The 20014-nt window shown below is 75.4% G+C and carries 16 protein-coding genes; 6 read left to right on the top strand and 10 right to left on the bottom strand.

What is annotated here, in order from left to right; all coding sequences use genetic code 11:
* Positions 1-122: 122 nt before the first annotated feature.
* Entirely contained in the window at positions 123-851 is a 729-nt protein-coding gene (locus Cch01nite_RS16655; protein ID WP_203757497.1) for a response regulator transcription factor, read from the bottom strand.
* A 93-nt stretch (positions 852-944) separates the two neighbouring features.
* On the opposite strand from Cch01nite_RS16655, the gene Cch01nite_RS16660 reads away from it, so the two are divergent.
* From Cch01nite_RS16660 to Cch01nite_RS16670, 3 genes are all read left to right on the top strand, one after another.
* Positions 945-1535 (top strand): TetR/AcrR family transcriptional regulator, encoded by a 591-nt coding sequence (locus Cch01nite_RS16660; RefSeq protein ID WP_203757499.1) that lies wholly within the window; start codon positions 945-947, stop codon positions 1533-1535.
* A 27-nt stretch (positions 1536-1562) separates the two neighbouring features.
* On the top strand, positions 1563-2459 hold the full coding sequence (locus Cch01nite_RS16665) for an alpha/beta fold hydrolase (RefSeq protein WP_203757500.1): 897 nt from the start codon (positions 1563-1565) through the stop codon (positions 2457-2459).
* Between the two features lie 76 nt (positions 2460-2535).
* Positions 2536-3276 (top strand): type 1 glutamine amidotransferase, encoded by a 741-nt coding sequence (locus Cch01nite_RS16670; RefSeq protein ID WP_203757502.1) that lies wholly within the window; start codon positions 2536-2538, stop codon positions 3274-3276.
* Positions 3277-3349: 73 nt separating this feature from the next.
* On the opposite strand, the gene Cch01nite_RS16675 is transcribed toward Cch01nite_RS16670, so the two are convergent.
* The 5 genes from Cch01nite_RS16675 to Cch01nite_RS16695 all read right to left on the bottom strand — a co-directional run bounded on the left by Cch01nite_RS16675 (position 3350) and on the right by Cch01nite_RS16695 (position 10925).
* Positions 3350-4138 carry a PspA/IM30 family protein gene (locus Cch01nite_RS16675; protein WP_203757505.1) on the bottom strand — a complete coding sequence of 263 codons (789 nt, stop codon included), beginning with the start codon at positions 4136-4138 and terminating at the stop codon, positions 3350-3352.
* Positions 4139-4203: 65 nt separating this feature from the next.
* Positions 4204-6201, bottom strand: a complete 1998-nt coding sequence (locus Cch01nite_RS22955) for a TPM domain-containing protein (protein WP_203757506.1) — start codon at positions 6199-6201, stop codon at positions 4204-4206.
* A gap of 70 nt (positions 6202-6271) precedes the next feature.
* A complete protein-coding gene (locus Cch01nite_RS16685; protein WP_203757508.1) occupies positions 6272-6880 on the bottom strand; it encodes a hypothetical protein in 609 nt (202 codons plus the stop codon).
* A 62-nt stretch (positions 6881-6942) separates the two neighbouring features.
* Positions 6943-8607 carry a DNA repair helicase XPB gene (locus Cch01nite_RS16690; protein ID WP_203757510.1) on the bottom strand — a complete coding sequence of 555 codons (1665 nt, stop codon included), beginning with the start codon at positions 8605-8607 and terminating at the stop codon, positions 6943-6945.
* Complete coding sequence (locus tag Cch01nite_RS16695) at positions 8604-10925, bottom strand: helicase-associated domain-containing protein (protein WP_203757512.1); 2322 nt, start codon at positions 10923-10925, stop codon at positions 8604-8606. Before Cch01nite_RS16695 ends, Cch01nite_RS16690 begins: the two co-directional genes overlap by 4 nt.
* Before the next feature lie 326 nt (positions 10926-11251).
* On the opposite strand from Cch01nite_RS16695, the gene Cch01nite_RS16700 reads away from it, so the two are divergent.
* From Cch01nite_RS16700 to Cch01nite_RS16710, 3 genes are read left to right on the top strand one after another with little or no spacing between them, the layout of a single operon-like run.
* A complete protein-coding gene (locus tag Cch01nite_RS16700; protein WP_203757514.1) occupies positions 11252-11632 on the top strand; it encodes a cold-shock protein in 381 nt (126 codons plus the stop codon).
* Between the two features lie 2 nt (positions 11633-11634).
* On the top strand, positions 11635-12816 hold the full coding sequence (locus Cch01nite_RS16705; RefSeq protein ID WP_203757516.1) for a DUF3027 domain-containing protein: 1182 nt from the start codon (positions 11635-11637) through the stop codon (positions 12814-12816).
* Positions 12813-15848, top strand: coding sequence for a sacsin N-terminal ATP-binding-like domain-containing protein (locus tag Cch01nite_RS16710; RefSeq protein ID WP_203757518.1), 3036 nt, complete (start codon positions 12813-12815; stop codon positions 15846-15848). Before Cch01nite_RS16705 ends, Cch01nite_RS16710 begins: the two co-directional genes overlap by 4 nt.
* A gap of 53 nt (positions 15849-15901) precedes the next feature.
* Here Cch01nite_RS16710 and Cch01nite_RS16715 read toward each other — a convergent pair whose 3' ends face one another.
* The 4 genes from Cch01nite_RS16715 to flgK form a co-directional block, all read right to left on the bottom strand.
* Positions 15902-17119: an EAL and HDOD domain-containing protein gene (locus Cch01nite_RS16715; protein WP_203757520.1), complete on the bottom strand. Its 1218-nt coding sequence runs from the start codon at positions 17117-17119 to the stop codon at positions 15902-15904.
* Positions 17120-17209: 90 nt separating this feature from the next.
* Positions 17210-17647 (bottom strand): flagellar assembly protein FliW, encoded by a 438-nt coding sequence (locus Cch01nite_RS16720; RefSeq protein WP_203757522.1) that lies wholly within the window; start codon positions 17645-17647, stop codon positions 17210-17212.
* Positions 17644-18552 carry a flagellar hook-associated protein FlgL gene (gene flgL / locus Cch01nite_RS16725; protein ID WP_203757524.1) on the bottom strand — a complete coding sequence of 303 codons (909 nt, stop codon included), beginning with the start codon at positions 18550-18552 and terminating at the stop codon, positions 17644-17646. Before flgL ends, Cch01nite_RS16720 begins: the two co-directional genes overlap by 4 nt.
* 6 nt (positions 18553-18558) lie before the next feature.
* The gene (gene flgK, locus Cch01nite_RS16730) at positions 18559-20004 is read right to left on the bottom strand and encodes a flagellar hook-associated protein FlgK (RefSeq protein WP_203757526.1); all 1446 of its coding nucleotides are present in this window, start codon (positions 20002-20004) and stop codon (positions 18559-18561) included.
* Positions 20005-20014: the final 10 nt, after the last annotated feature.

Consider the following 20014-nt stretch of genomic DNA (forward strand, 5'->3'; position numbering starts at 1 on the left):
CGACCCGGGTGTCCCCGTCGCCCCGGAGGGGACGGGCGGTGCACCGGGATCGACCTGAGCGGCGCCCGCCCGGCGTGCGGCGGCCGGCACGGCGTCGGGTGGCGCGGTCGGCGGGACGGAGGTCACGGCGTCTCGCGCAGCAGGTAGCCGACGCCGCGCTTGGTGTGGATGAGCGGCTTGAGGCGGTTGCCCTCGGCGTCGTCGAGCTGGTCCACCTTGCGGCGCAGGTAGGAGATGTAGGACTCGACGATGTTCGCGTCGCCGCCCCAGTCGTACTGCCAGACGTGGTCGAGGATCTGCGACTTCGAGAGAACCCGGCCCGGGTTGAGCATGAGGTACCGCAGGAGCTTGAACTCGGTGGGGGACAGGTCGACGGGCTGGCCGGCGCGGGTCACCTCGTGGCTGTCCTCGTCGAGCTCGAGGTCGGCGTACCGCAGCACGCTCGCGTCGACGTCGAGGCCTGCACCGGTGCGCCGCAGGATCGCGCGGATCCGGGCGACGACCTCTTCGAGGCTGAACGGCTTCGTCACGTAGTCGTCGCCACCGACCGTGAGGCCCTGCACCTTGTCGGCGGTGTCGTCGCGCGCGGTGAGGAACAGGACGGGGACGTGCTGGCCGGTCTCGCGCAGGCGGCGGGTCACCGTGAAGCCGTCCATGTCGGGCAGCATCACGTCGAGCACCACGAGGTCCGGCTCGACGTCTCGCGCCATCCGCAGCGCGGCGCCGCCGTCGGCGGCCGCGTGCACCTCGAACCCCGCGAAGCGCAGGCTCGTGGACAGGAGCTCGCGGATGTTCGGCTCGTCGTCGACGACGAGGAGGCGCGCCTCGGGCGTGGCGGGGACGGACGTCATTCGTCCAGTGTGCCCACGGACCCTGGGTGCCGCCTGGGAGCCACCTGCGAAGCGCGCCTCGACCGTCCCGCACGATCGTGCTAATTTCGCCGGGTGAGCAAGGGCGAGGTGACCCGGCAGGCCGTCATCGACCGTGCGGTCGAGATCGCCGGGCGGCTCGGCGTCGCCGGGCTGACCATCGGCTCGCTCGCGTCGGCCTCGGAGATGTCAAAGAGCGGCCTCTACGCGCACTTCCGGTCCAAGGAGGCGCTGCAGCTCGCGGTGCTGGGCAGCGCGCGGGAGCGGTTCGTCGACCAGGTGATCCGGCCCGCGCTCGCGGCACCCCGGGGGGAGCCGCGCGTCCGCACGCTGTTCGAGCGGTGGCTCGTGACGTCGTCGTCCGGCAGCGCCGGCTGCCTCTTCGTGTCGGCGGCCACGGAGTTCGACGACCAGCCGGGGCCGGTCCGGGACCAGGTGGTCCGTGACCACTGGGACCTCGTCGAGTCGCTCGCCCAGGTGTACCGCTCGGGCGTCAAGGAGGGGGCGTTCCGCGAGGACCTGGCCCCCGAGCAGTTCGCCCACGACCTGCACGGGCTGATGCTCGCGCACTTCCACGCGTTCCGGCTGCTGCGCGACCCGGCCGCCGAGACCCGCACCCGTTTCGCGTTCGAGCGGCTGATGCGCTCGCTCCAGCCCGACGACTGAGCCCGACCGAGCCCGAAGGAGTCACCCGTGACCTCCGTGTCGACCGAAAAAAGCACGACCGTTCGTACCTATCGCTTCGGCGTCCCACCCGCCCTGCGCGCCGCCGTGCGCGCCGTCGACCCGTGGGCGCCCGACCTGACCGCCCGCCTCGCGCTGCGCCTGTGGTGCCGGCCGCCGCACGCCCAGGGCCGCCAGGCCGTCCCCGGTGGCACGACCTGGAGCCTGCCGTTCGGCCGCTCCGAGATCTCCGGGCAGGCGTGGGGCGACGGACCGACGGTCGTCCTCGTCCACGGCTGGGGCGGGCACCGTGCGCAGCTCGCGGCGACGTTCGTCGAGCCCCTCGTCGCCGCCGGCCTGCGCGTCGTGGCCTACGACGCCCCGAGCCACGGCGCGTCCGGCCCGGGAGCGCTCGGCGGGCGCCAGGCGACCCTGCCCGAGATGGCGGCCGCGATCGACACGGTCGTCGCCGCGCAGGTCTCCGGGCACGGGCCCGTCCGCGCCGTCGTCGGGCACTCGCTCGGCGCCGCGGCGAGCGCGCTGTCCGTCCTCGACGGCACGCCCACCGAGCGGCTCGTCCTGCTCACCCCGCTCGCCCAGCCCTTGTCGTACGTCACCGAGTTCGCCGCCGCCCTCGGGCTCGGTGACACCAGCCGGCACCGCCTCGTCGTGCGGATGGAGACGCTCGTCGGGCGCGGCCTGTCCACCCTCGACGTGCCGCTGCGGGCCGCCAACGCCGGGCGTCCGCTGCCGCCCGCGCTCGTGCTGAGCGACCGCGACGACAAGGAGGCCGACCACGAGGACGGGCCCCGCATCGCCCGCAGCTGGCCGGGCGCCGAGCTCGTCGTCAGCGACGGCCTCGGGCACCGGCGGATCCTGCGCGACGAGGAGACGATCAAGCGGGTCGTCGCGTTCGTGGGCGACTGAGATCACCCCGCGGCTGTCCGGTCCAGGGTATTGAGGCGGTTCTGAGCGGGCGTCCAACCCGGTACGGTGCTGCCTCGTGACCGATGCAACCACCCCCGTGCTGACCGTCGTCCAGCTCGACGACGGTGTGTCGCTCGACCGCTTTGCGGACTGGCTCGACGGCGTCCGTGTGCGGCCCGTGCGCGCCGACCTCGGCGAGAGCGCCGGCCCCGCGGACGCGCTCGACGGCCTCCTCGTGCTCGGCGGGCAGATGTCCGCGACGTCCGACGAGCCCGGCATCGCCGAGACGCGCGCCCTGCTCGCCGACGCCGTCGCCGCCGGCGTGCCCACGCTCGGCCTCTGCCTGGGCGCCCAGCTCCTCGCCGTCGCGACCGGCGGGCGCGTGCACGTCGCCGCCCCTCCCGGGCGCGAGTCCGGCGTCATCGGCGTGCACTGGCGGCCCGAGGCGCTGCACGACGAGCTCGTCGGCGGGCTCGTCGACGCGGACCTCCCCGAGGACCGCCGCACCACCCGGATGCCGAGCATGCACGCCGACGCCATCGTCGACCTGCCGCGCGCCGCCAAGTGGCTCGCGCACTCGCGCGCCTACCCGTACCAGGCGTTCCGCGTCGGCTCGGCGTGGGGCCTGCAGTTCCACCCCGAGGCGTCGCCCGCCACCCTGCACGCGTGGGCGTCCCTGCACGACGACGTCGACACCGCGGCGGTCGACGCCGCCGCGGCCGAGCACGACGAGGTCGTCGCGGGGGCCGGCCGCGTGCTGGCCCGCGCGTTCGCGGGCATCGTCGTCGCGCGCGCGGCGGAGCGCACCCCCGCCTGACCCGACCTCCGGACGGACGACGACGGCCGGCGCCCCCGAGCGGGACGCCGGCCGTCGTTCGTCCGTCGACGCGTCAGGCGTCGCGGGGAGCGTCCTGCGGGGCCTCGATCTGGGCCGTCACCGGGGTCGTGCCGAGCTGGGTCGGGGCGCTGCCCGACTTCAGGGCCAGCAGCCGGGCCTCGATCTCGAGCTGCTCGCCCGACTGCTCGAGCTCCGCGAACTGGGCGTCGAGCGACGACGAGGCGAGCTCCGCCTGACCCATCGTGAGGGCCTCCTCGCGGCGCACCTTCTCCTCGAAGCGGGCGATCTCGCTCGTCGGGTCCAGCACGTTGATCGAGCTGATCGCCGTCTGCACCGTCTGCTGCGCCTGCGCCGACTTCTGCCGGGCGACGAGCGTGTCCCGGCGGGACTTGAGCTGGCCGAGCTTGTCCTTCATCTGCGCCAGGCCCGTCTTGAGCTTCTCGACGGTCTCGCGCTGCGACGCGATGAGGGGCTCGGCGTCCCGGACCTCGCCCTCGGCGGTGATCTGCTTGCCGAGCGCGACCTTCGCAAGGTTGTCGAAGCGGTCCGCCTTGACCGCGTCGCCCGCCGCGCGGGCCTGGTCGGCGGCCGTCGACGCGGCGAGCGCCTTCTGACCCCACTCGCGTGCGGCCCGGACGTCCTCGTTGTAGTCCTGCTCGGCGAGCCGCAGGTTGCCGATGGTCTGCGCGATGGCCTTCTCGGCCTCCGCGATCGAGTTCGTGTAGTCGCGGACCAGCTGGTCCAGCATCTTCTGCGGGTCCTCCGCCTGGTCGATCAGCGCGTTGATGTTCGCGCGGGTCAGCTGCGTGATGCGGCCGAAGATGCTCTGCTTCTCGGTCATCGTGCCGTGCCTCTCGTCGTCAGTGCTCGTCCGTGCTGTCTCTACCAGTCGTCGTGCGGCGTCGGTCAGAACCCGCCGCCGAACCCGCCGTCCCCGAAGCCGCCGCCCCCGCCGTCGCCGCCTCCGCCGCCCCAGCCGCCACCGCCGCCGTCGCTCCAGCCGCCGCCGTGGTGCCCGCCGCCGAACCCGCCGCCCCCGCGCAGGATCGAGTCGAGCAGGATGCCGCCGAGCACCATCCCGCCCACGTTGTTGAAGCCTCCGCCCTGCCGCCCGCCGACCCCGGCGAAGTCCTGCTGGTGGTCGACGTCCGCCTGCGCGAGCTGCTGCGCCTCGACGGCGAGCTCCTGCGCCCGTCGGCCCGACTCGAGGGCGCGCTCCGGGTCGTGGCCGCGCTGGTCGAGGGCCTGGCTGCGCAGCCGTTCGGCCTCCGCGAGCCGGGTGCGGGCCTCCGGGCCGATCGCGCCGCGGCGGGTCGCGACGAAGTCGCTGGTCGCGCGCAGCGTGGAGTCGAGGCGGCCGATGAGGTCGTCGAGCAGCCCGAGGGCCCGGCGCGCACGCTCGTCGGCCTCGCGCATCGGGGCGAGGGCGGCGTCGAGCGCGGCCTCGGCGTCGGTGATGGTCCGCAGGGCCGCGAGCGGGTCGCCGGTGCCGCCGCGGGCGGTCCGGGCGGTCTCGATCGCGGCTGTCGCCGTGGCCGCCGGTCCTGCGACGTCCTGGTTGCCCGCCGCGAGGCGACGGACGTCGGCGAGGTCCGACGAGATCGACGCGACCGCGGCGTCGAGGCGCGGGCCGATCGTCGCGAGGTCCGCACCGGCCCGGTCCACGGCGTCGAGCAACGTGGTGACCTGGCCGAGCGCCTCCTCGGTGGCTCGCGCGTAGCCGACCGCGATGCGGCGCTCGTCCCGGGCGCACGCGTCGCGGCCCTTGAGGATCGTGGCCGAGATCTCGTCGAGCAGCAGGCGCGCCTGCTCGGGGTTGTGCTGCACCGACGCGAGCGCGCTCGCCGGGTACTGCGCCGCGAGCGCCGTGAGCACGGCCCGCGCCGGCTCGATGCGGGCCTGCAGGTCCGCGACGGTCCGCTCGTGGGTGGTGAGGGCCGCGTCCACCCCCGCCTCCAGGTCGCGCAGGTGGTCGAAGCCCGCCTTCTGCGCCTCCAGGTCGGCGGCGACCTGCTGGCACTGCCGCAGGATGCGCGTCGCCGTCTCCCGGACCTGCGGCTCGGAGTCGGGCACGTCGTCGTCGAGCGTCTGGCGCAGGCGGAACGCCTCCGTGACGCGCTGCTTGGCGCCCGCGAGCACCTCCTCGAACTCCTTCGTCGCGCTCGGGCCGAACTGCGCCTGCGCGAAGCCGAGCTCCTGCTCGGACGTGCGCAGCGCGTCGTCGATGGCGACGAGGGCGGTCGACGAGCGGCGGTCCAGCTCGGCCGTCGGGAGCATCGCGAGCTCGTCGGCGGGCTCGGCCTGGGGCGCGGCGGCGACCTGCTGCCGGCGCGAGCGGCCCCGCAGCCACCCGAACAGCACGAACCCGCCGATCACCAGCAGGCCGACGACGAGCACGCCGCCGAACCCGAAGGCGCCCGACGAGCCGCCGCCGGTCGCCTGCTCGCGCAACGTGTCCGCCGCCGTGATCGCGGCGCCGGCCCAGTCGTCGTCGCGGAGCTTGTCCTCCGTGGCGTCTGCGGCCTTCTGGACCTGGCTGCTCGACAGGTCGCCGGTGGATTCCGGGACGAGCGCATACCGGCGCGCGTCGGTGGCGACCGCCAGGACGAAGTCCCCGCTCCCGAGGCCCGACTGCGTCGCGGTCTCGCGCGCCCACGCCTTCGGGTCAGCGCCGCCGAAGTCCGACACGTAGACGACGTACAGCTGGTACGGCGTGTCCGCGGCGAGCTTGTCGAGGGCCGCCTGGACCTCGCCCTCCTGCCCGTCGAGGGCACCCACCTGGTCGGTGATCTCACCGGTCAGCGACTGCGGCTCGGCCGCCGACGCCGGTGCACCTCCCACCAGCAGGAACAGGCCCAGGAGGGCAGGGACGAGGAGCAGTGACGCACGACGACGGGGGAGCACCCGATGATCCTTCCGGAGGGCTGTACCGGTCGCAACGACGGATGTCACCAGCCGGTTCCCGGTCGTGCCGTCAGCGGCTCCCGGTGCCGGCGACCGTCGGGAACTCACGGCAGAGCTGCTGGTGGTCGGCCTCGATGCCGGACGAGTCGCCCTGCCGCATCGGGACGAGCACGTTCGACACCCAGCCGTGGTCCGGATCGGACATCACCTGCGTGTAGAACGGGCCGGTCGCCCACGCCTCGAGCATCTCGGCCGCGTGCGCGACCCTCCGCGCATCGTCTGACGACTCCGCCGTGAGGTACTCGTCCTCCCACGCGCACAGCCACGTGAAGTTCGCGACGTTGCGGCCGGCACCCTGCTCGACCACGCCGTCCGTCGGGAGGAAGGCGGCGGGCAGGGCGGCCGGGTAGTCGAGGCCGTCGGGCAGCGGCAGCTCGATCGCGTCGACGGCGGCGCGGTACTCGGCCGCCGCCGACTCGTCCGTCAGCGCCACGAACGCGTCCGGCTCGGGGCTCGCCCCTGTGCCGGACGGTGCGACGACGGGTGCGGGGGTCGCGGCGGGCGGCTCCGCGACCGGCTGCGAGCCGCAGGCGGCGAGGACGAGCACGGCACCGACGCCCAGGGCGGCGACAGCAGGACGTGGGGTGCGCGTCGGGTGCGCGCCGGGGGCGGAGTTCACCGGGCGAGCCTTCCACGCGCCCGCGCCCGGCGTGGGCGGTTCGCCGGTGCCAGGGTCGGGCGTCAGTCGCGTTCGAGCTCGCCGCGATCGGCGAGCAGGTCCTCCGCGTCGACGATCGTGTACGCGTACCCCTGCTCGGCGAGGAACCGTTGCCGGTGGGCGGCGAAGTCCTGGTCGACGGTGTCGCGCGCGACGACCGTGTAGAAGTGCGCCGTCTTCCCGTCGGACTTGGGGCGCATGATCCGGCCGAGCCGCTGCGCCTCCTCCTGGCGGGACCCGAACGACCCCGACACCTGGATGGCGACGGACGCCTCGGGCAGGTCGATCGAGAAGTTCGCGACCTTCGACACGACGAGCTTGTGGATCTCGCCGTTGCGGAACGCGTCGAACAGCCGCTGCCGCTCGCTGACCCGCGTCTCGCCGGTGATGAGGTCGGCGTCGAGGTGCTCGGCGAGCTCGTGGAGCTGGTCGAGGTACTGGCCGATGACGAGCACCTGGTCGTCGGTGTGCTGCGCGACGAGGTGCTCGACGACCTTGTTCTTGCCCCGGGCCGTCGCGGCGAGCCGGTACTTGTCCTCCGGCTCGGCCGTCGCGTAGGCCATGCGCTCGGCGTCGGGCAGCGTGAGGCGGACCTCGACGCAGTCCGCGGGGGCGATGTAGCCCTGCGCCTCGATGTCCTTCCACGGCGCGTCGAACCGCTTGGGGCCGATGAGGCTGAACACCTCGTCCTCGCGGCCGTCCTCCCGCACGAGCGTCGCGGTGAGGCCGAGGCGGCGACGCGCCTGCAGGTCGGCGGTCATGCGGAAGATCGGGGCGGGCAGCAGGTGCACCTCGTCGTACACGACGAGGCCCCAGTCGCGGGCGTCGAGCAGCTCGAGGTGCGTGTAGACGCCCTTCCGCCTCGTCGTGAGCACCTGGTAGGTCGCGATGGTGACCGGGCGGATCTCCTTGCGGGCGCCGGAGTACTCGCCGATCTCGTCCTCGGTCAGCGTCGTGCGCTTGACGAGCTCGTCGCGCCACTGCCGGGCGCTGACCGTGTTCGTCACGAGGATGAGCGTGGTCGTCGACGAGCGGGCCATCGACGCGGCCCCGACGATCGTCTTGCCCGCCCCGCACGGGAGCACCACGACCCCGGACCCGCCGTGCCAGAACCCGTCGACGGCCTGCTGCTGGTACGGCCGCAGGTGCCAGCCGTCCTGCTCCAGGGCGATCGCGTGCGCCTCGCCGTCGACGTACCCGGCGAGGTCCTCGGCGGGCCAGCCGAGCTTGAGCAGCACCTGCTTGAGGTGGCCCCGCTCGGACGGGTGGACGATGACGTCGGTGTCGTCCAGCTGGGTGCCCAGCAGCCCGGCGGTCCGGCGGGACCGGATCACCTCGGCCAGCACCGCCGGGTCGAGCGAGTGCAGGACGAGCCCGTGCACCGGGTCCTGGATCAGCTGCAGGCGCCCGTACCGGGACATCGTGTCGGCGACGTCGACCAGCAGCGCGTGCGGCACGGGGTAGCGCGAGTACTCGAGCAGCACGTCGACGACCTGCTCGGCGTCGTGACCGGCCGCGCGGGCGTTCCACAGGCCCAGCGGCGTGAGCCGGTACGTGTGCACGTGCTCCGGGGCCCGCTCGAGCTCGGCGAACGGCGCGATGGCCCGGCGGCAGGCCTCGGCCTGGTCGTGGTCCACCTCGAGCAGCAGCGTCTTGTCGCTCTGCACGATCAACGGGCCGTTCGTCACGGGCTCTCCTCTTCTCTCGTGACCGACGCGATGCGGTGCACCGCGATGGTCAGCTCCGCCTCGCGGGCGGGGTCGACGGCGCGCACGCGACCGCCCTCGACGAGGACGGGGCGCAGCAGCCGCTTCTCGGTGAGGCCCTGGGGGCCGACGAGCTCCACCCACACGGGTGCGCGTTCGGCGGCGGCCTCGCGCAGCAGCACCAACGCGCCGGCGGGGTCCGCTGTTCCGGCGGTCGTGGCCTTCGCCTGCCGGCCGGGTGTCACGGGGGTCGGCGCCGGCGCGCTGCGGTCCTCGTCGGCGCGTCGCAGCCGGGGGACGAGCGCCTGCAGCCGGTCCGCGGGCAGCGCCTCCTGCGGGCCGACGACGGCCGCGGCGTCGGCGGCCCTGCGTCGCGCCGCCGCGGCACCGCGCCGGCCGACCCGCCGCACCTCGGGCGTCAGGTGCAGCACCTGCCCGTCCGGCCCCTCCGCGACCGGGGCCAGCCCGGCCTCCCGCAGCGCCTCGACGAGCTCGCGGGTCGACCCCTGGGCGACCAGGACGGTCGGCGCGAGCGCCACCAGCCCGAGGTCGGCGAACCGGGGGTCGTCGACGAGCCCCGCCAGCAGCGCGGGGTCGTCGGCCCGCAGGTAGCTCGCTGCCGCACCCGCACGGAGCCGGCCGTGCCGGCGTGCCGCGTCCCGGACCAGGTAGTCGAGCGGCTGGGGGACCGGGCCGCGGGCGTGGGACGCGAGCTCGGCGAGCAGGGCGTCGGCCGTGGCCCCCGCGTCGAGCGCCGCGCGCACCGAGTCGGCCGTGAACCGCACGGTCACCGCGCCGCCCCTGGACTCGACGCGCGCGGTGCGGTCGAGCAGGTCCTCGAGCGCGGCCGACGGGCGCCCCGGCACGATGCCCGTGAGGTCGCCCTGCAGCAGCACCTCGTCGACGGCGGCCGGCAGGGCCGCGGCCAGCGCGGCGGCGGCGTCGTCGCCCGCGACCAGGGCCCGGCCCGCGTCCGACAGCGCACCCGCGCCCAGCACACCGAGCCGTCCCGCCTCGAGCAGCACGGCCTCCACCGCGCTCGTCGGCGGCACCGACCGGGGCGTGCGCCACCGCAGCACCTCGAGCACCTGCGGCGCGGTCAGCACGACGCCGCGGCCCGCGTCCGCGAGCGTGCCGAGCACCGTCGCCCGCAGCCGCGGAGCCCACGCCCGGACGAGCTCCGGGTCGAGCGCGGCCCGCAGGGCGCTGCGCTCGTCGCGCGTGCCCACCAGCCACGCCGCGCGCGGCGACGTCAGCCACGTGCGGGCGAGCGCCGCCCAGCGCTCGGCCACGTCCTGGCCCCACCAGTCGTCGACCGCGACCGTCGGGACGAACGACGGGACCTCCTCGCCGTCGTCGGCGACGAACCCCGCGGCCCCCGCGAGCTCGACGACGAACGCCGCCTCGCCCTCGTCGAGCTCGAGCAGCGACGCGGTCCGCTTGAGCTCCCGGACGCCCAGCCCCCCGGCGCGCAGGACGGGCGGCGGTGACTGCTCCCACGACCGCGTCAGCCGGGCGACCAGCCGGGCGGCCCGCTCCCCGGCGGCGGCGGACTCGGCGGCCACGAGCGCCTCCGGCCGGACGACCGCGTCCGACGGCAGGGGCGGCGCCGTCGCCGGCCGGCGGTGCGTACGGCCGCCGCGCAGCGTGAGCGCGACCGCGCGCGGCAGCAGGACGTGCCTGTTGTCGCCCGGCACGAGCAGGCCGTGCCGGAGCAGCCAGGTGACGGCCGTCGCGCTCGGGCTGCCCGGCGACGGGGACAGACCCACCGGCGGACCCCAGGTGAGCGCGTCGAGCACCTGGCGGGCGCCCGCGGGTGCGTCGTCGAGCAGCGCGCGGACCACGTCCGGGTCGGTCGGCGGGTGCACGGCACGGTGATGATCCACCGGGGCGAGCCCCGCCGGGTACGGGCCGAGGGCCTCGGGCAGCCCCGGCGACGGGTGCAGGGCGGCGTCGGGCGCCGTGTCCTCGGGGAAGACGAGCGCGCGCTCCTGCGCCGACCGCAGCGACGCCTCGACGGCGGCCACCGACGCGGCGTCGTCGTGGCCCGCGACCGCCCGCACGACCTGGGCGGCCGAGACCTGCCCGGACTCGTCGAGCGCGACCACCGCCTCGAGGACCTGCAGGACCCCGGCGTCGACGGACGCGAGCGCCCGGTCGAGGCTGGAGCGGCTCGTCGCACGGACGGCCAGCGACGACAGCGTGGACGGCGACGGGGCCGCCAGGTCCGGGCGCAGCCGCAGCAGGGCGACGAGCTCGTCGTCGCTGCGCGCACGCAGGTACCCGGTGAACGTGGCCATCCGCACCACGATACGTGGGTCGGCTGCGCCGGGTCCCGGCGCACCACGCCAACCCGCCGCCCGTGCGTCGCCCTCCCGCCCGTGCGCCCACCACGGCACCACCGCCGAGAACGTGACTTCGGGGCGAGAACGTGACTTCGCAGTGACGTTCTCGCCCCGAAGTCACGTTCTCAGTGGCGCGGGGGGCGGAGGCGCGAGGGCTGCGGGGGTGGAGGCGTGGGGGTGGTGCGGGGGTGTCGGGGGCGGTGGAGGCGGTTTGCATGCGGTGCGGCCGGTAACCTGGAGGGTCAGGACGTTGTTTTCTTCTCTCACGACAGGGGTCTGCCGTGCCCACCGGCAAGGTCAAGTGGTTCGACACCGAGCGTGGCTTCGGTTTCATCGCCGGCGATGACGGCGGCGAGGTCTTCCTGCACGCGTCGGCGCTCCCCGAGGGCGTCGTCCCGAAGCCGGGCACCAAGGTGGACTTCGGCGTCGCCGACGGTCGCCGCGGCCCGCAGGCGCTGTCCGTGAAGATCCTCGACCCGCTGCCGTCGGTCGCGAAGGCCGCCCGCAAGCCGGCCGACGACATGGCGGTCATCATCGAGGACCTCATCAAGGTGCTCGACAAGGTCGGCAACGACCTGCGCCGCGGCCGCTACCCCGAGAAGGCCCGGGCCACCCAGTACGCGACGCTGCTGCGCGCCGTCGCCGACGACCTCGAGGCCTGACCGTGGCCGCAGCGACGAAGGACGCCGTCCTCGGGTCGGCCGTCGACCTCGCCCGTGAGGTCGCGATCGGCATCGCCGAGCAGCCGTCGGACGTCGGGGAGCATCTCGGCCTCGTGGTCGAGGGCGAGCGGCTCGTGTCGCACCGGTTCGCCTGCACCGCCAAGGGCTACCGCGGCTGGGAGTGGACCGTCACGGTGGCCCGCGTGCCGCGCGGACGCTCCGCGACGGTGTGCGAGGCCGAGCTGCTGCCCGGCGAGGACGCGATCCTCGGTCAGGCCTGGGTGCCGTGGGCCGAGCGGCTGCGCCCGGGCGACATCGGTCCCGGTGACGTCCTGCCGTTCCGGCCCGACGACCCGCGCCTGGAGCCCGGCTGGACCCCGACGGGCGACCCCGAGCTCGACGACGTCGCCATCGACGAGCTCGCGCTCGCGCGTGCCCGGGTGCTGTCCCCGCAGGGCCTAGACGAGGCCGCCGAGCGCTGGTACCGCGGGTCCCACGGCCCGACGACGGCCGGTGCGCTCGCCTCGTCCGCCGCGTGCGGGTCGTGCGGGTTCCTCGTGCCGCTGCAGGGGTCGCTCGGCACCGTGTTCGGGGTCTGCGCGAACGAGTGGTCGCCCGACGACGGCCGCGTGGTCAGCCTCGACCACGGCTGCGGCGCGCACTCCGAGACCGACGCGGGCGCGGTGCCCAGCGACTGGCCGGCGCCCGCGCCGCTGATCGACGAGCTGCTCGTCGACGTCGTCGACCGGGGTGCGTCGCGTGGTGAGCGTGGCGGCGAGCGGGGTCGTGACCGTGCGGCGGCGGCTGCCGCTGCCGTGGCCGAGGACCTGCCCGTCGAGGAGGTCCCCGTCGTCGGGTCCGGCGACGTGGGGCAGGACATCGACGTCGCGGTCGTCGAGGAGCTCGTGCTCGTGGAGCCCTCGGCCGAGGCCGGCCCGATCGAGGACCAGCCGGTCGAGGAGGTCCCCGTCGAGGAGGCCCTCTTCGACGTCGCTCCGGTCGAGGACGCTCCCGTCGAGGCAGCTCCTGTCGACGAGGCTCCTGTCGACGAGGCTCCTGTCGACGGGGCTCCCGTCGAGGAGGCTCCCGTCGAGGAGGCTCCCGCCGACGAGGTGCCGGTCGGTGACGGCCCCGCCGCGACCCCCGCCGACGTCCCCACGACCGAGCCCGACCCGGAGCGGTGACCTCCGACGCCTTCGGCACGGCGGCCCTGCGCGCTGCCGTGCTGGGGGCGTGGCGTGCGCTGCCGGCCCGGCTGCGCGAGGACGCCAACACGGAGGAGGACCACGCCCGCGGGTACTACCGCGACCGGGTGCTCGTCGAGCTCGCGCAGAACGCGGCCGACGCGGCGGCACGCACGGGGGTGCCCGGGCGGCTGCTGCTGCGGCTCGTGCACGCGGACGGCGGGACGGTCCTGGTGGCCGCGAACACGGGCGACTCGCTCGACGCCGAGGGGGTCGCGTCGCTCGCGTCGATGCGGGCGTCGTCGAAGCGCCCCGACGGCCGCCACCGGAGCGTCGGACGGTTCGGGGTGGGGTTCGCGGCCGTCCGGGCCGTGGCGGACGAGGTGTCGGTGCTCTCGACGAGCGGCGGCGTGCGGTTCTCGGTGGCGGACACCGCGGAGCTGCTCGCGCAGGCGGCGGCCGACCTGCCGGCGCTGGCCGACGAGGTGCGGCGCCGCGACGGCCAGCTGCCCGCGCTGCGGCTGCCGCTGCCCGCCGACGGCCGGCCGCCCTCGGGGTACGACACGGCGGTGGTGCTGCGGCTGCGTGACGAGGTGGCCGCCGACGAGGTCCGGGGGCTGCTCCGCGACGTGGGCGACCCGCTGCTGCTGGGCCTGCCGTCGCTCGTCGAGGTGCTCGTGGAGGACCTGACGTCCGACGCACCCGCGCGGCGGATCGCCGACGTCGAGCAGCGCTGGGTCGTGGCGTCGGACGAGGGTGAGCTGCCGCTCGCCCTGCTCGCCGACCGGCCCGTCGAGGAACGGGCCGCGCGCGACTGGCGGGTCACGTGGGCGCTGCCGCGGCACGGCACCGACCCCGCGACGCGCGTCGTGCACGCGCCGACGCCCACGGACGAGCCGAGCAGCGTCCCCGCGCTGCTCGTGGCCACGCTGCCGCTGGACCCGACCCGGCGGCACGTCGCGAGCGGGCCGCTGACCGACGCGATGCTCGACCACGCCGCCGACGTCTACGCGCGGCTCGCGACCGAGGTGGCCGCGACGGGCGGCGACGCGCTCGCCCTCGTCCCGACCGGGTTCGCGGCCGGGGTGCTCGACGGCGACCTGCGCGGGCGTCTCGTCGAGCGGCTCACCCGCACGCCGCTGCTCCGCCCCGCGGACGCGGGCGACGCGCCCGACGCAGTGCTCGTCGCGCCGGGCAACGCGCTCGCCCTGCTCGGTCCGGCGGGGCACGACGGTCGGGCGCTCGCCGCGCTCGGTCGCCGGCTGGCCGGCCTGGTGCGGCTGCCCCCGGGGCGGGACGCGCAGGCCCGGACGGTCGGCGTCGAGCTGCGGTCCCTCGCGGACGTCGTCGAGGACCTGCCGGGCGTGGTGGACGGCGAGTGGCGCGACCTGTACGACGCGCTCACCGGCCTGGCCGGCGACCCGCAGGCCCGCGAGGCGCTGGGCGCGCTGCCGGTGCCGCTCGCGGACGGCCGGGTCGTGCGGGGTGCGCGCGGCACGCTCGTGCTGCCGGGGGCCCTCGCGGAGCGGCTCGGTCCGGAGGTGTGGCGGACGCTGGGCCGCTGGGGGGTCCGGGTGGTCGACCCCGCGGCGGAGCACCCGGTGCTGCTGCGGCTCGGTGCCGTGGACGTCGACGCGGCCGGCGTCCTGGCGCACCCCGCGGTGCGGCAGGCGGTCCTCACGCAGGCCGACGACGACGACCTGGCGGCCGCCGACGAGGTCACGGACGCCGTCCTCGCGCTGGTCGCGGCGACGACGCGCGACGACGACACCCCGCCGCCGCCCTGGCTCGGCCTGCTGACGCTGGACGCGGCCGACGGGGAGCCCACCCCGGCCGACGGGCTCGTGGTGCCGGGGTCGGTCGCGGCGCGGCTGCTCGACGAGCGGGTGATGGCGCCAGTCGCGCTCGCGGCGCTGGACCGGTGGGACGAGCGGACGCTCACGGCGGTGGGGGTGCGCGCCGACCTCGTGCCGGTGCGGGTCGACGACGTGCTCGTGGACCCGCTGGCGCTCGACCCCGACGCGCAGGACGACGCGGCGCTGGCGGCGCGGTCGCTCGACGGCTGGGAGGACTACCTGGCCCACCTCGCGGAGCGGCTCGGCGCGGGCGCGTACGTGGGGGAGGCGACGGCGGTCGCGGACCTCGACGCGGTCGCCGACGGTGCCTGGCCCGACGTGCTGGAGCGGCTCGCGACGGTGCCACGGCTGCGTCGGGCGCTCGTCGAGCCGGTGCGTGCGGAGCTCGGCGGCACGGCGCCGTCGTACACGGCGTGGTGGCTGCGCGAGCGTGCGGGCCTCGGGCTCGCGGGGCCGTTCGCGATCCGCGCCGCCGTCGCCGGGGTCCTGCCGCCCGTGCCCGACGTGCTCGCGGGTCTCGACGAGGGCGTGCAGCGGGCGCTGGGTGGTGTCACGGCGTTCGACGAGCTCGACGGTCCGGCGTGGAGCGCGCTGCTGGCCGGGTGGGGTCCCGCCGGGTCGCCGGTCCCGCCCGCCGTCGCGGTCGCCGTGTGGGCGGCGATGGCGCCCGACCACCCACCGGAGCTGGTGCCCGCGGTCGTCGGGCCGGGCGTGGTCGCCCTCACGCACGCCGAGGACGCCGCCGTCGCGGGTGCCCCCATGTGGTGCCAGCGGACGGACGTCGCCGCGATCGTCCCCGCCGCCGACCCGCGCCTCCTGGCCGACCTGCTCGACGTGCCGCTCGTCGACGAGCTCGCGGACGGGCTCGTCGGCGGCGACCCCGGGGAGACGGCCGACGTGCCCGAGGCGGTGCTCGCCGTGCTGCCGGACGCGCCGGCGACGTGGGTCGAGCACGAGGACCTGCTCGTCGACGGCACGCCCGTGGAGTGGTGGGTCGAGGGGACCGGGGCGGTGGCCGTCGTGCACGCCGTGCACCTCGAGGGCCTCGCGGCGGGGCTCGCGCAGGCCGCCGGGCGGTGGGCCGACCGGTACGTCGTCGAGGCGCTGCTCGCGGAGCCCGGACGGGCCGCGACGGTCGCCCTCGACGCCGCGTGGCGCGCGCCGCAGGAACGCTGACGGCCCGGCCCCGGACCCCCGAGAGGGGACCGGACCGGGCCGTGCGCGGGACGTCAGCCGGCGGCGGGCATCGCGAGGGCCGTGGCCGTCGCGAGCGCCTCGGGGATGGCCGCGAGGTGGGTGTGGGCGACCTCGATGGGCTCGAAGCCCGCGGCCCGGACGCCCGCGGTGTCGTTCTCCTCGTGCGCCAGGACGGCGGCCAGCACCGGGCCGAGGGGACCCGTCTGGTCCCGCAGGGCGTTCGCGACGTCGGCGGACACGCCGGACCGCTCGATGATCGAGTCGACGCTCACCCGCAGGTGCGAGGCGACCGCGGAGAGCATGCCCACCGTGTAGCCCTCGTCGGTGCGCGTGAGCCGGGAGACCGTGAGCGCGCGCGTGAGGACGGACCACAGGGGGCCGACGGACGCGGCACGGGCGTCGACGATCGACGACATCGCGAGCGCGAAGAGCTGCCGCGGACCGACGAGCACCGCGGCCTGACGGACGGAGTCGATGTGGCGGCGCAGCCCCGTGGCGCTGGAGTTCACGAGGTGGAGCACGCGCATGGTGAGCTCGGGGTCGGTGCCGATGATGCGGACGACCGCGTCCTGGTCGGGGTAGTCGGCGCTGAGCAGGCGGACGAGCTCGAGGCACTGGACCTGGCCCGTCGACAGCGGCTTGTCGGCGTCGGCGCGGTGCCGCTCGAACATCGGGCCCTGCAGCAGGTCGGCGCCGCACTCCAGCGCGAAGCTGATCCGCTCGTGGCTGTCGGCCCGTTCCGCGATGACGCTGGCGCCGCCGCGCTTGGCACGGTCGACGACGGCCTGCAGCTCGTCCGCCGGCGTGGTCGCGTCGACCTTCACGTAGTCGACGAGGGTGAGCAGGCGGTCCAGCCGCGGGGAGCCGGCGTACTCGCCGAGGGAGAGCCCGTAGCCGGCCATCTTGAGGGTGGCGGCCAGGTCGTACGCGTCCTCGCGCAGCGACAGCGCGCCGGGGATCTCGAGGACGAGACCGTTGCCGGCGTACGGGACGTCGCCCTCGTCGAGGAAGATGCGCGTGGTGGCGCGCAGGACGAGGAGCTTGTCGCCCGTCAGCAGCTCCGGGTCGAGGATCCGGTACTGCGCGTCGACGAGGTGCTCGACGCGCTGCTCGGGCTCGTGGGTCCCGTCGGGCGCGAGCACGACACCGCGGACCGCGTACCCGAAGACGGAGCGGTCCGGGTGCACGATCGGCTGGCGGTGGATGACCGCCGCACCGACGCGCGCGGTCGGTTCGTCCAGTGCATGCATGGTGCTCCCCAGATGGCGCTGACTCTCTGCCGGAGACCATCGGCCGCCCGGAGCGGTCGATGAGGAGAAAGTCGGGTCGGACGTGACGTGTCAGCCGACGGGGGCCCGCAGGGGCCAGTCCTCGTCGAGCACCGACTGCACCGCGCGCCCCGACCGGCGGTCCACGAGGACCGGCGCGAGGAGGTTGGCCGTCGGGGCGGCGCCGGCGGTGCCCGGGTGCACGACGACGAGGACGACGACGTCCTCGGGGTCCGTGTCGGGGCCGAACGGCGACGGGTCGACCACCGGGTGGTAGTCGGGGAAGTAGAGCGTGGGGCTGACGACGAACAGCCGCACCTCGCGCACCGACTCGTCGCCGTCCGGCACGGAGCGCAGCGCGAACAGCGTGGCGGCGTCGTCGAGCGCGTCCAGCACGTAGTGCTCGCGGCCCGGCAGGCCCGGGAACGGGACGACGAGGTGGAGGTCCGCCGGCACGTCGCACGTGTCGCCGGCGACGGCGACACGGACGGTGGCGGGTGCGAGGTTCATCGGAGGAAGTCCATCAGACTCGGCTGCAGGACCTTCGCCGCCGCGCCGAGCGCCCCCTGATACGCGACCTCCTGCATCTGGAGGTTGAGGATCGTCTCGGCGAGGTCGATGTCCTCGATCCCCGACAGCTGCGTCTTGGTCGTGAGCTGCTGGCCGGTGATCGTGGTCTTCGCGGCCGCGATCTGGTTCTGCCGGGCGCCGACCGCGGAGACCTCGGTGAGCATGGACTCCATGCGGTCGTCGATGTCGTCGAGGTACTGGGTGGGGTCGGCGCCGGTGCGCAGGGCGTCGGACACCTTGTCGAGCAGCGCGAACACGGACGTGGCGCCGTCGCCGAACACCTTCGAGCCGTCGACGTCGACGCGCACCTTCATGCTCTGGCCGATCTGGCGCTCGACGGGTGCGCTGGTCGGCGTGCCGGTCCACGCGTACGTCGGCGCCCCTGCCGCGTCGTAGGTGACGTCGAAGGCCTTGCCCGCGTCGCTCGTGCCGGAGAACACGGAGCGGCCGACGTAGGACGAGTTCGCCTGGTCCATGATGATGTCGCGCACGCCGTCGAGCTCGGAGGCGAGCGCGTCGCGTGACGCGGAGCCCAGCGCGCCGTCGCCGCCCTGCACGGTGAGGTCGCGGGCGCGGCGCAGGGCGGACAGCGACGAGGTAAGCGCCGAGTCGACCGTGGTGAGCCACGAGTCGCCGTCGCTGGCGTTGCGGGAGTACTGCGTGAGGGCCTTCTGGTCGCCGCGCAGCCGCAGCATGTCGGAGGCGCCGGCGGGGTCGTCGGACGGGACGTTGATCTTCTTCCCGCTCGACATCTGCGCCTGCATCGAGGCCATCCTGGTGAGGTTGCCCTGCAGGTTGGCCAGCGTCTGGCGCTGGATCGTCTGGTGCGTGATGCGCGAGATCATGGGGCGTTACCTTCCGACCAGGCCGGTGCGGTTGATGAGGGTGTCGAGCATCTCGTCGACGGCGGTCAGGACGCGGGCGGCGCCCTCGTAGGCGCGCTGGAACGCGAGCATGTTCACGGTCTCCTCGTCGGTGTCGACGCTCGTGATCGCGAGCTGCTGCTGCTCGGCGGTCGCGCGCGCCGCCTCGGCGACGTCGGCCCGGGAAGCGGCGCTGGAGGCCCGGACGCCGAGTTCGACGACGGACTTGCTCCAGAGCGCGTCGGGGCCTTGCGCGTCGTGGCCGAGCGCCGCGAGCTGGCTGCCGACCGAGCCGTCGAGCGCACCCGCGCCGGGCAGCGAGGAGGCCACCGCGATGTCGAGCGGGTCGGTGATCGCGACCTGCAGGCCCATCGCGGGCGACTCGCCGGGGGCGAACGTGAAGAAGGCCGTGCCGGTCGTGCCCGCCGTGGTGAGCGCGCTGGTGTGCAGGCCGTTCACCTTGGTGGCGATGTTCGTCGCGAGGGCGTCGTAGCTCGCGGCGGCCTCGGTGAGGATGCCGCCGCTGCCGCCGGCGGGGGGCGCGAGCACGGACAGGAGACCGGCGACCCGGCCGCTGTCGAGCCCGACCTGCTGCGTCGGCCGGTCGGCCCACACGATGCTCACGGCCTGGCCGGGCGTCGAGGTGTTGCCGGTCGCCTGCGCGAACGAGGTCGCGCCGGTCACGGCGATCGCGTGCGTCCGGTCGCCGTTGACGAGCATGTTGCCGGCGACCATGACGTCCAGCTGCCCGTCGGGGCGCGTCGAGACGGTCGCGCCGACGAGGGAGGACAGCTGCGTGACGAGCAGGTCGCGCTGGTCGGCGAGCTCGTGCGCGGTGCCGCCCGCGTTGGTGATCTGCAGGATGCGCGCGTTGAGGTCGGCGACGCCGGAGGCGGTCGTGTTGACCTCCTCGACGAGCGACGTGGTGGTGGACCGGGCCTGCGACCACTGCGTCTGCGCGGCGGTGTAGAGGGTCTGGATGCGGTCGACGACCGTCTTGGAGCTCTCGAGGAGCACGGCGCGGGCCGAGCCCTTGTCGGGGGTGTTGCTCACGTCGCCCCAGGCGCTCCACATCTCGGCGAGCTGCGAGGACAGGCCGGACTCGCCGGGCTCGCCGGTGCCGGCCTCGAGGGTCGCGTAGGCCTCGGCGCGGGCCTTGAGGTACGCGGCGCCGCCGGTCTGGGTGCGCAGCCGGGCGTCGACGAACGTGTCGCCGAGGCGCTGGATCCCGGACACCCGGGTGCCCTCGCCGGTGCCGTTCGGCACGGAGAACATGGACGGCACCTGGGCCGCGGGCAGCGACGACAGGGTCGCGCGCTGACGGGTGTAGCCGACGGTGTTGGCGTTCGCGACGTTCTGGCCGGCGACGTCGAGGGCCTGGCGCTGGGCGATCAGCGAGCTCAGCGCGGTGCTGAGTCCGGAGAAGGTGCTCATGGGGTGGGGC

Source organism: Cellulomonas chitinilytica, from assembly GCF_016862675.1.
In the GTDB taxonomy this organism is placed as follows: domain Bacteria; phylum Actinomycetota; class Actinomycetes; order Actinomycetales; family Cellulomonadaceae; genus Cellulomonas; species Cellulomonas chitinilytica.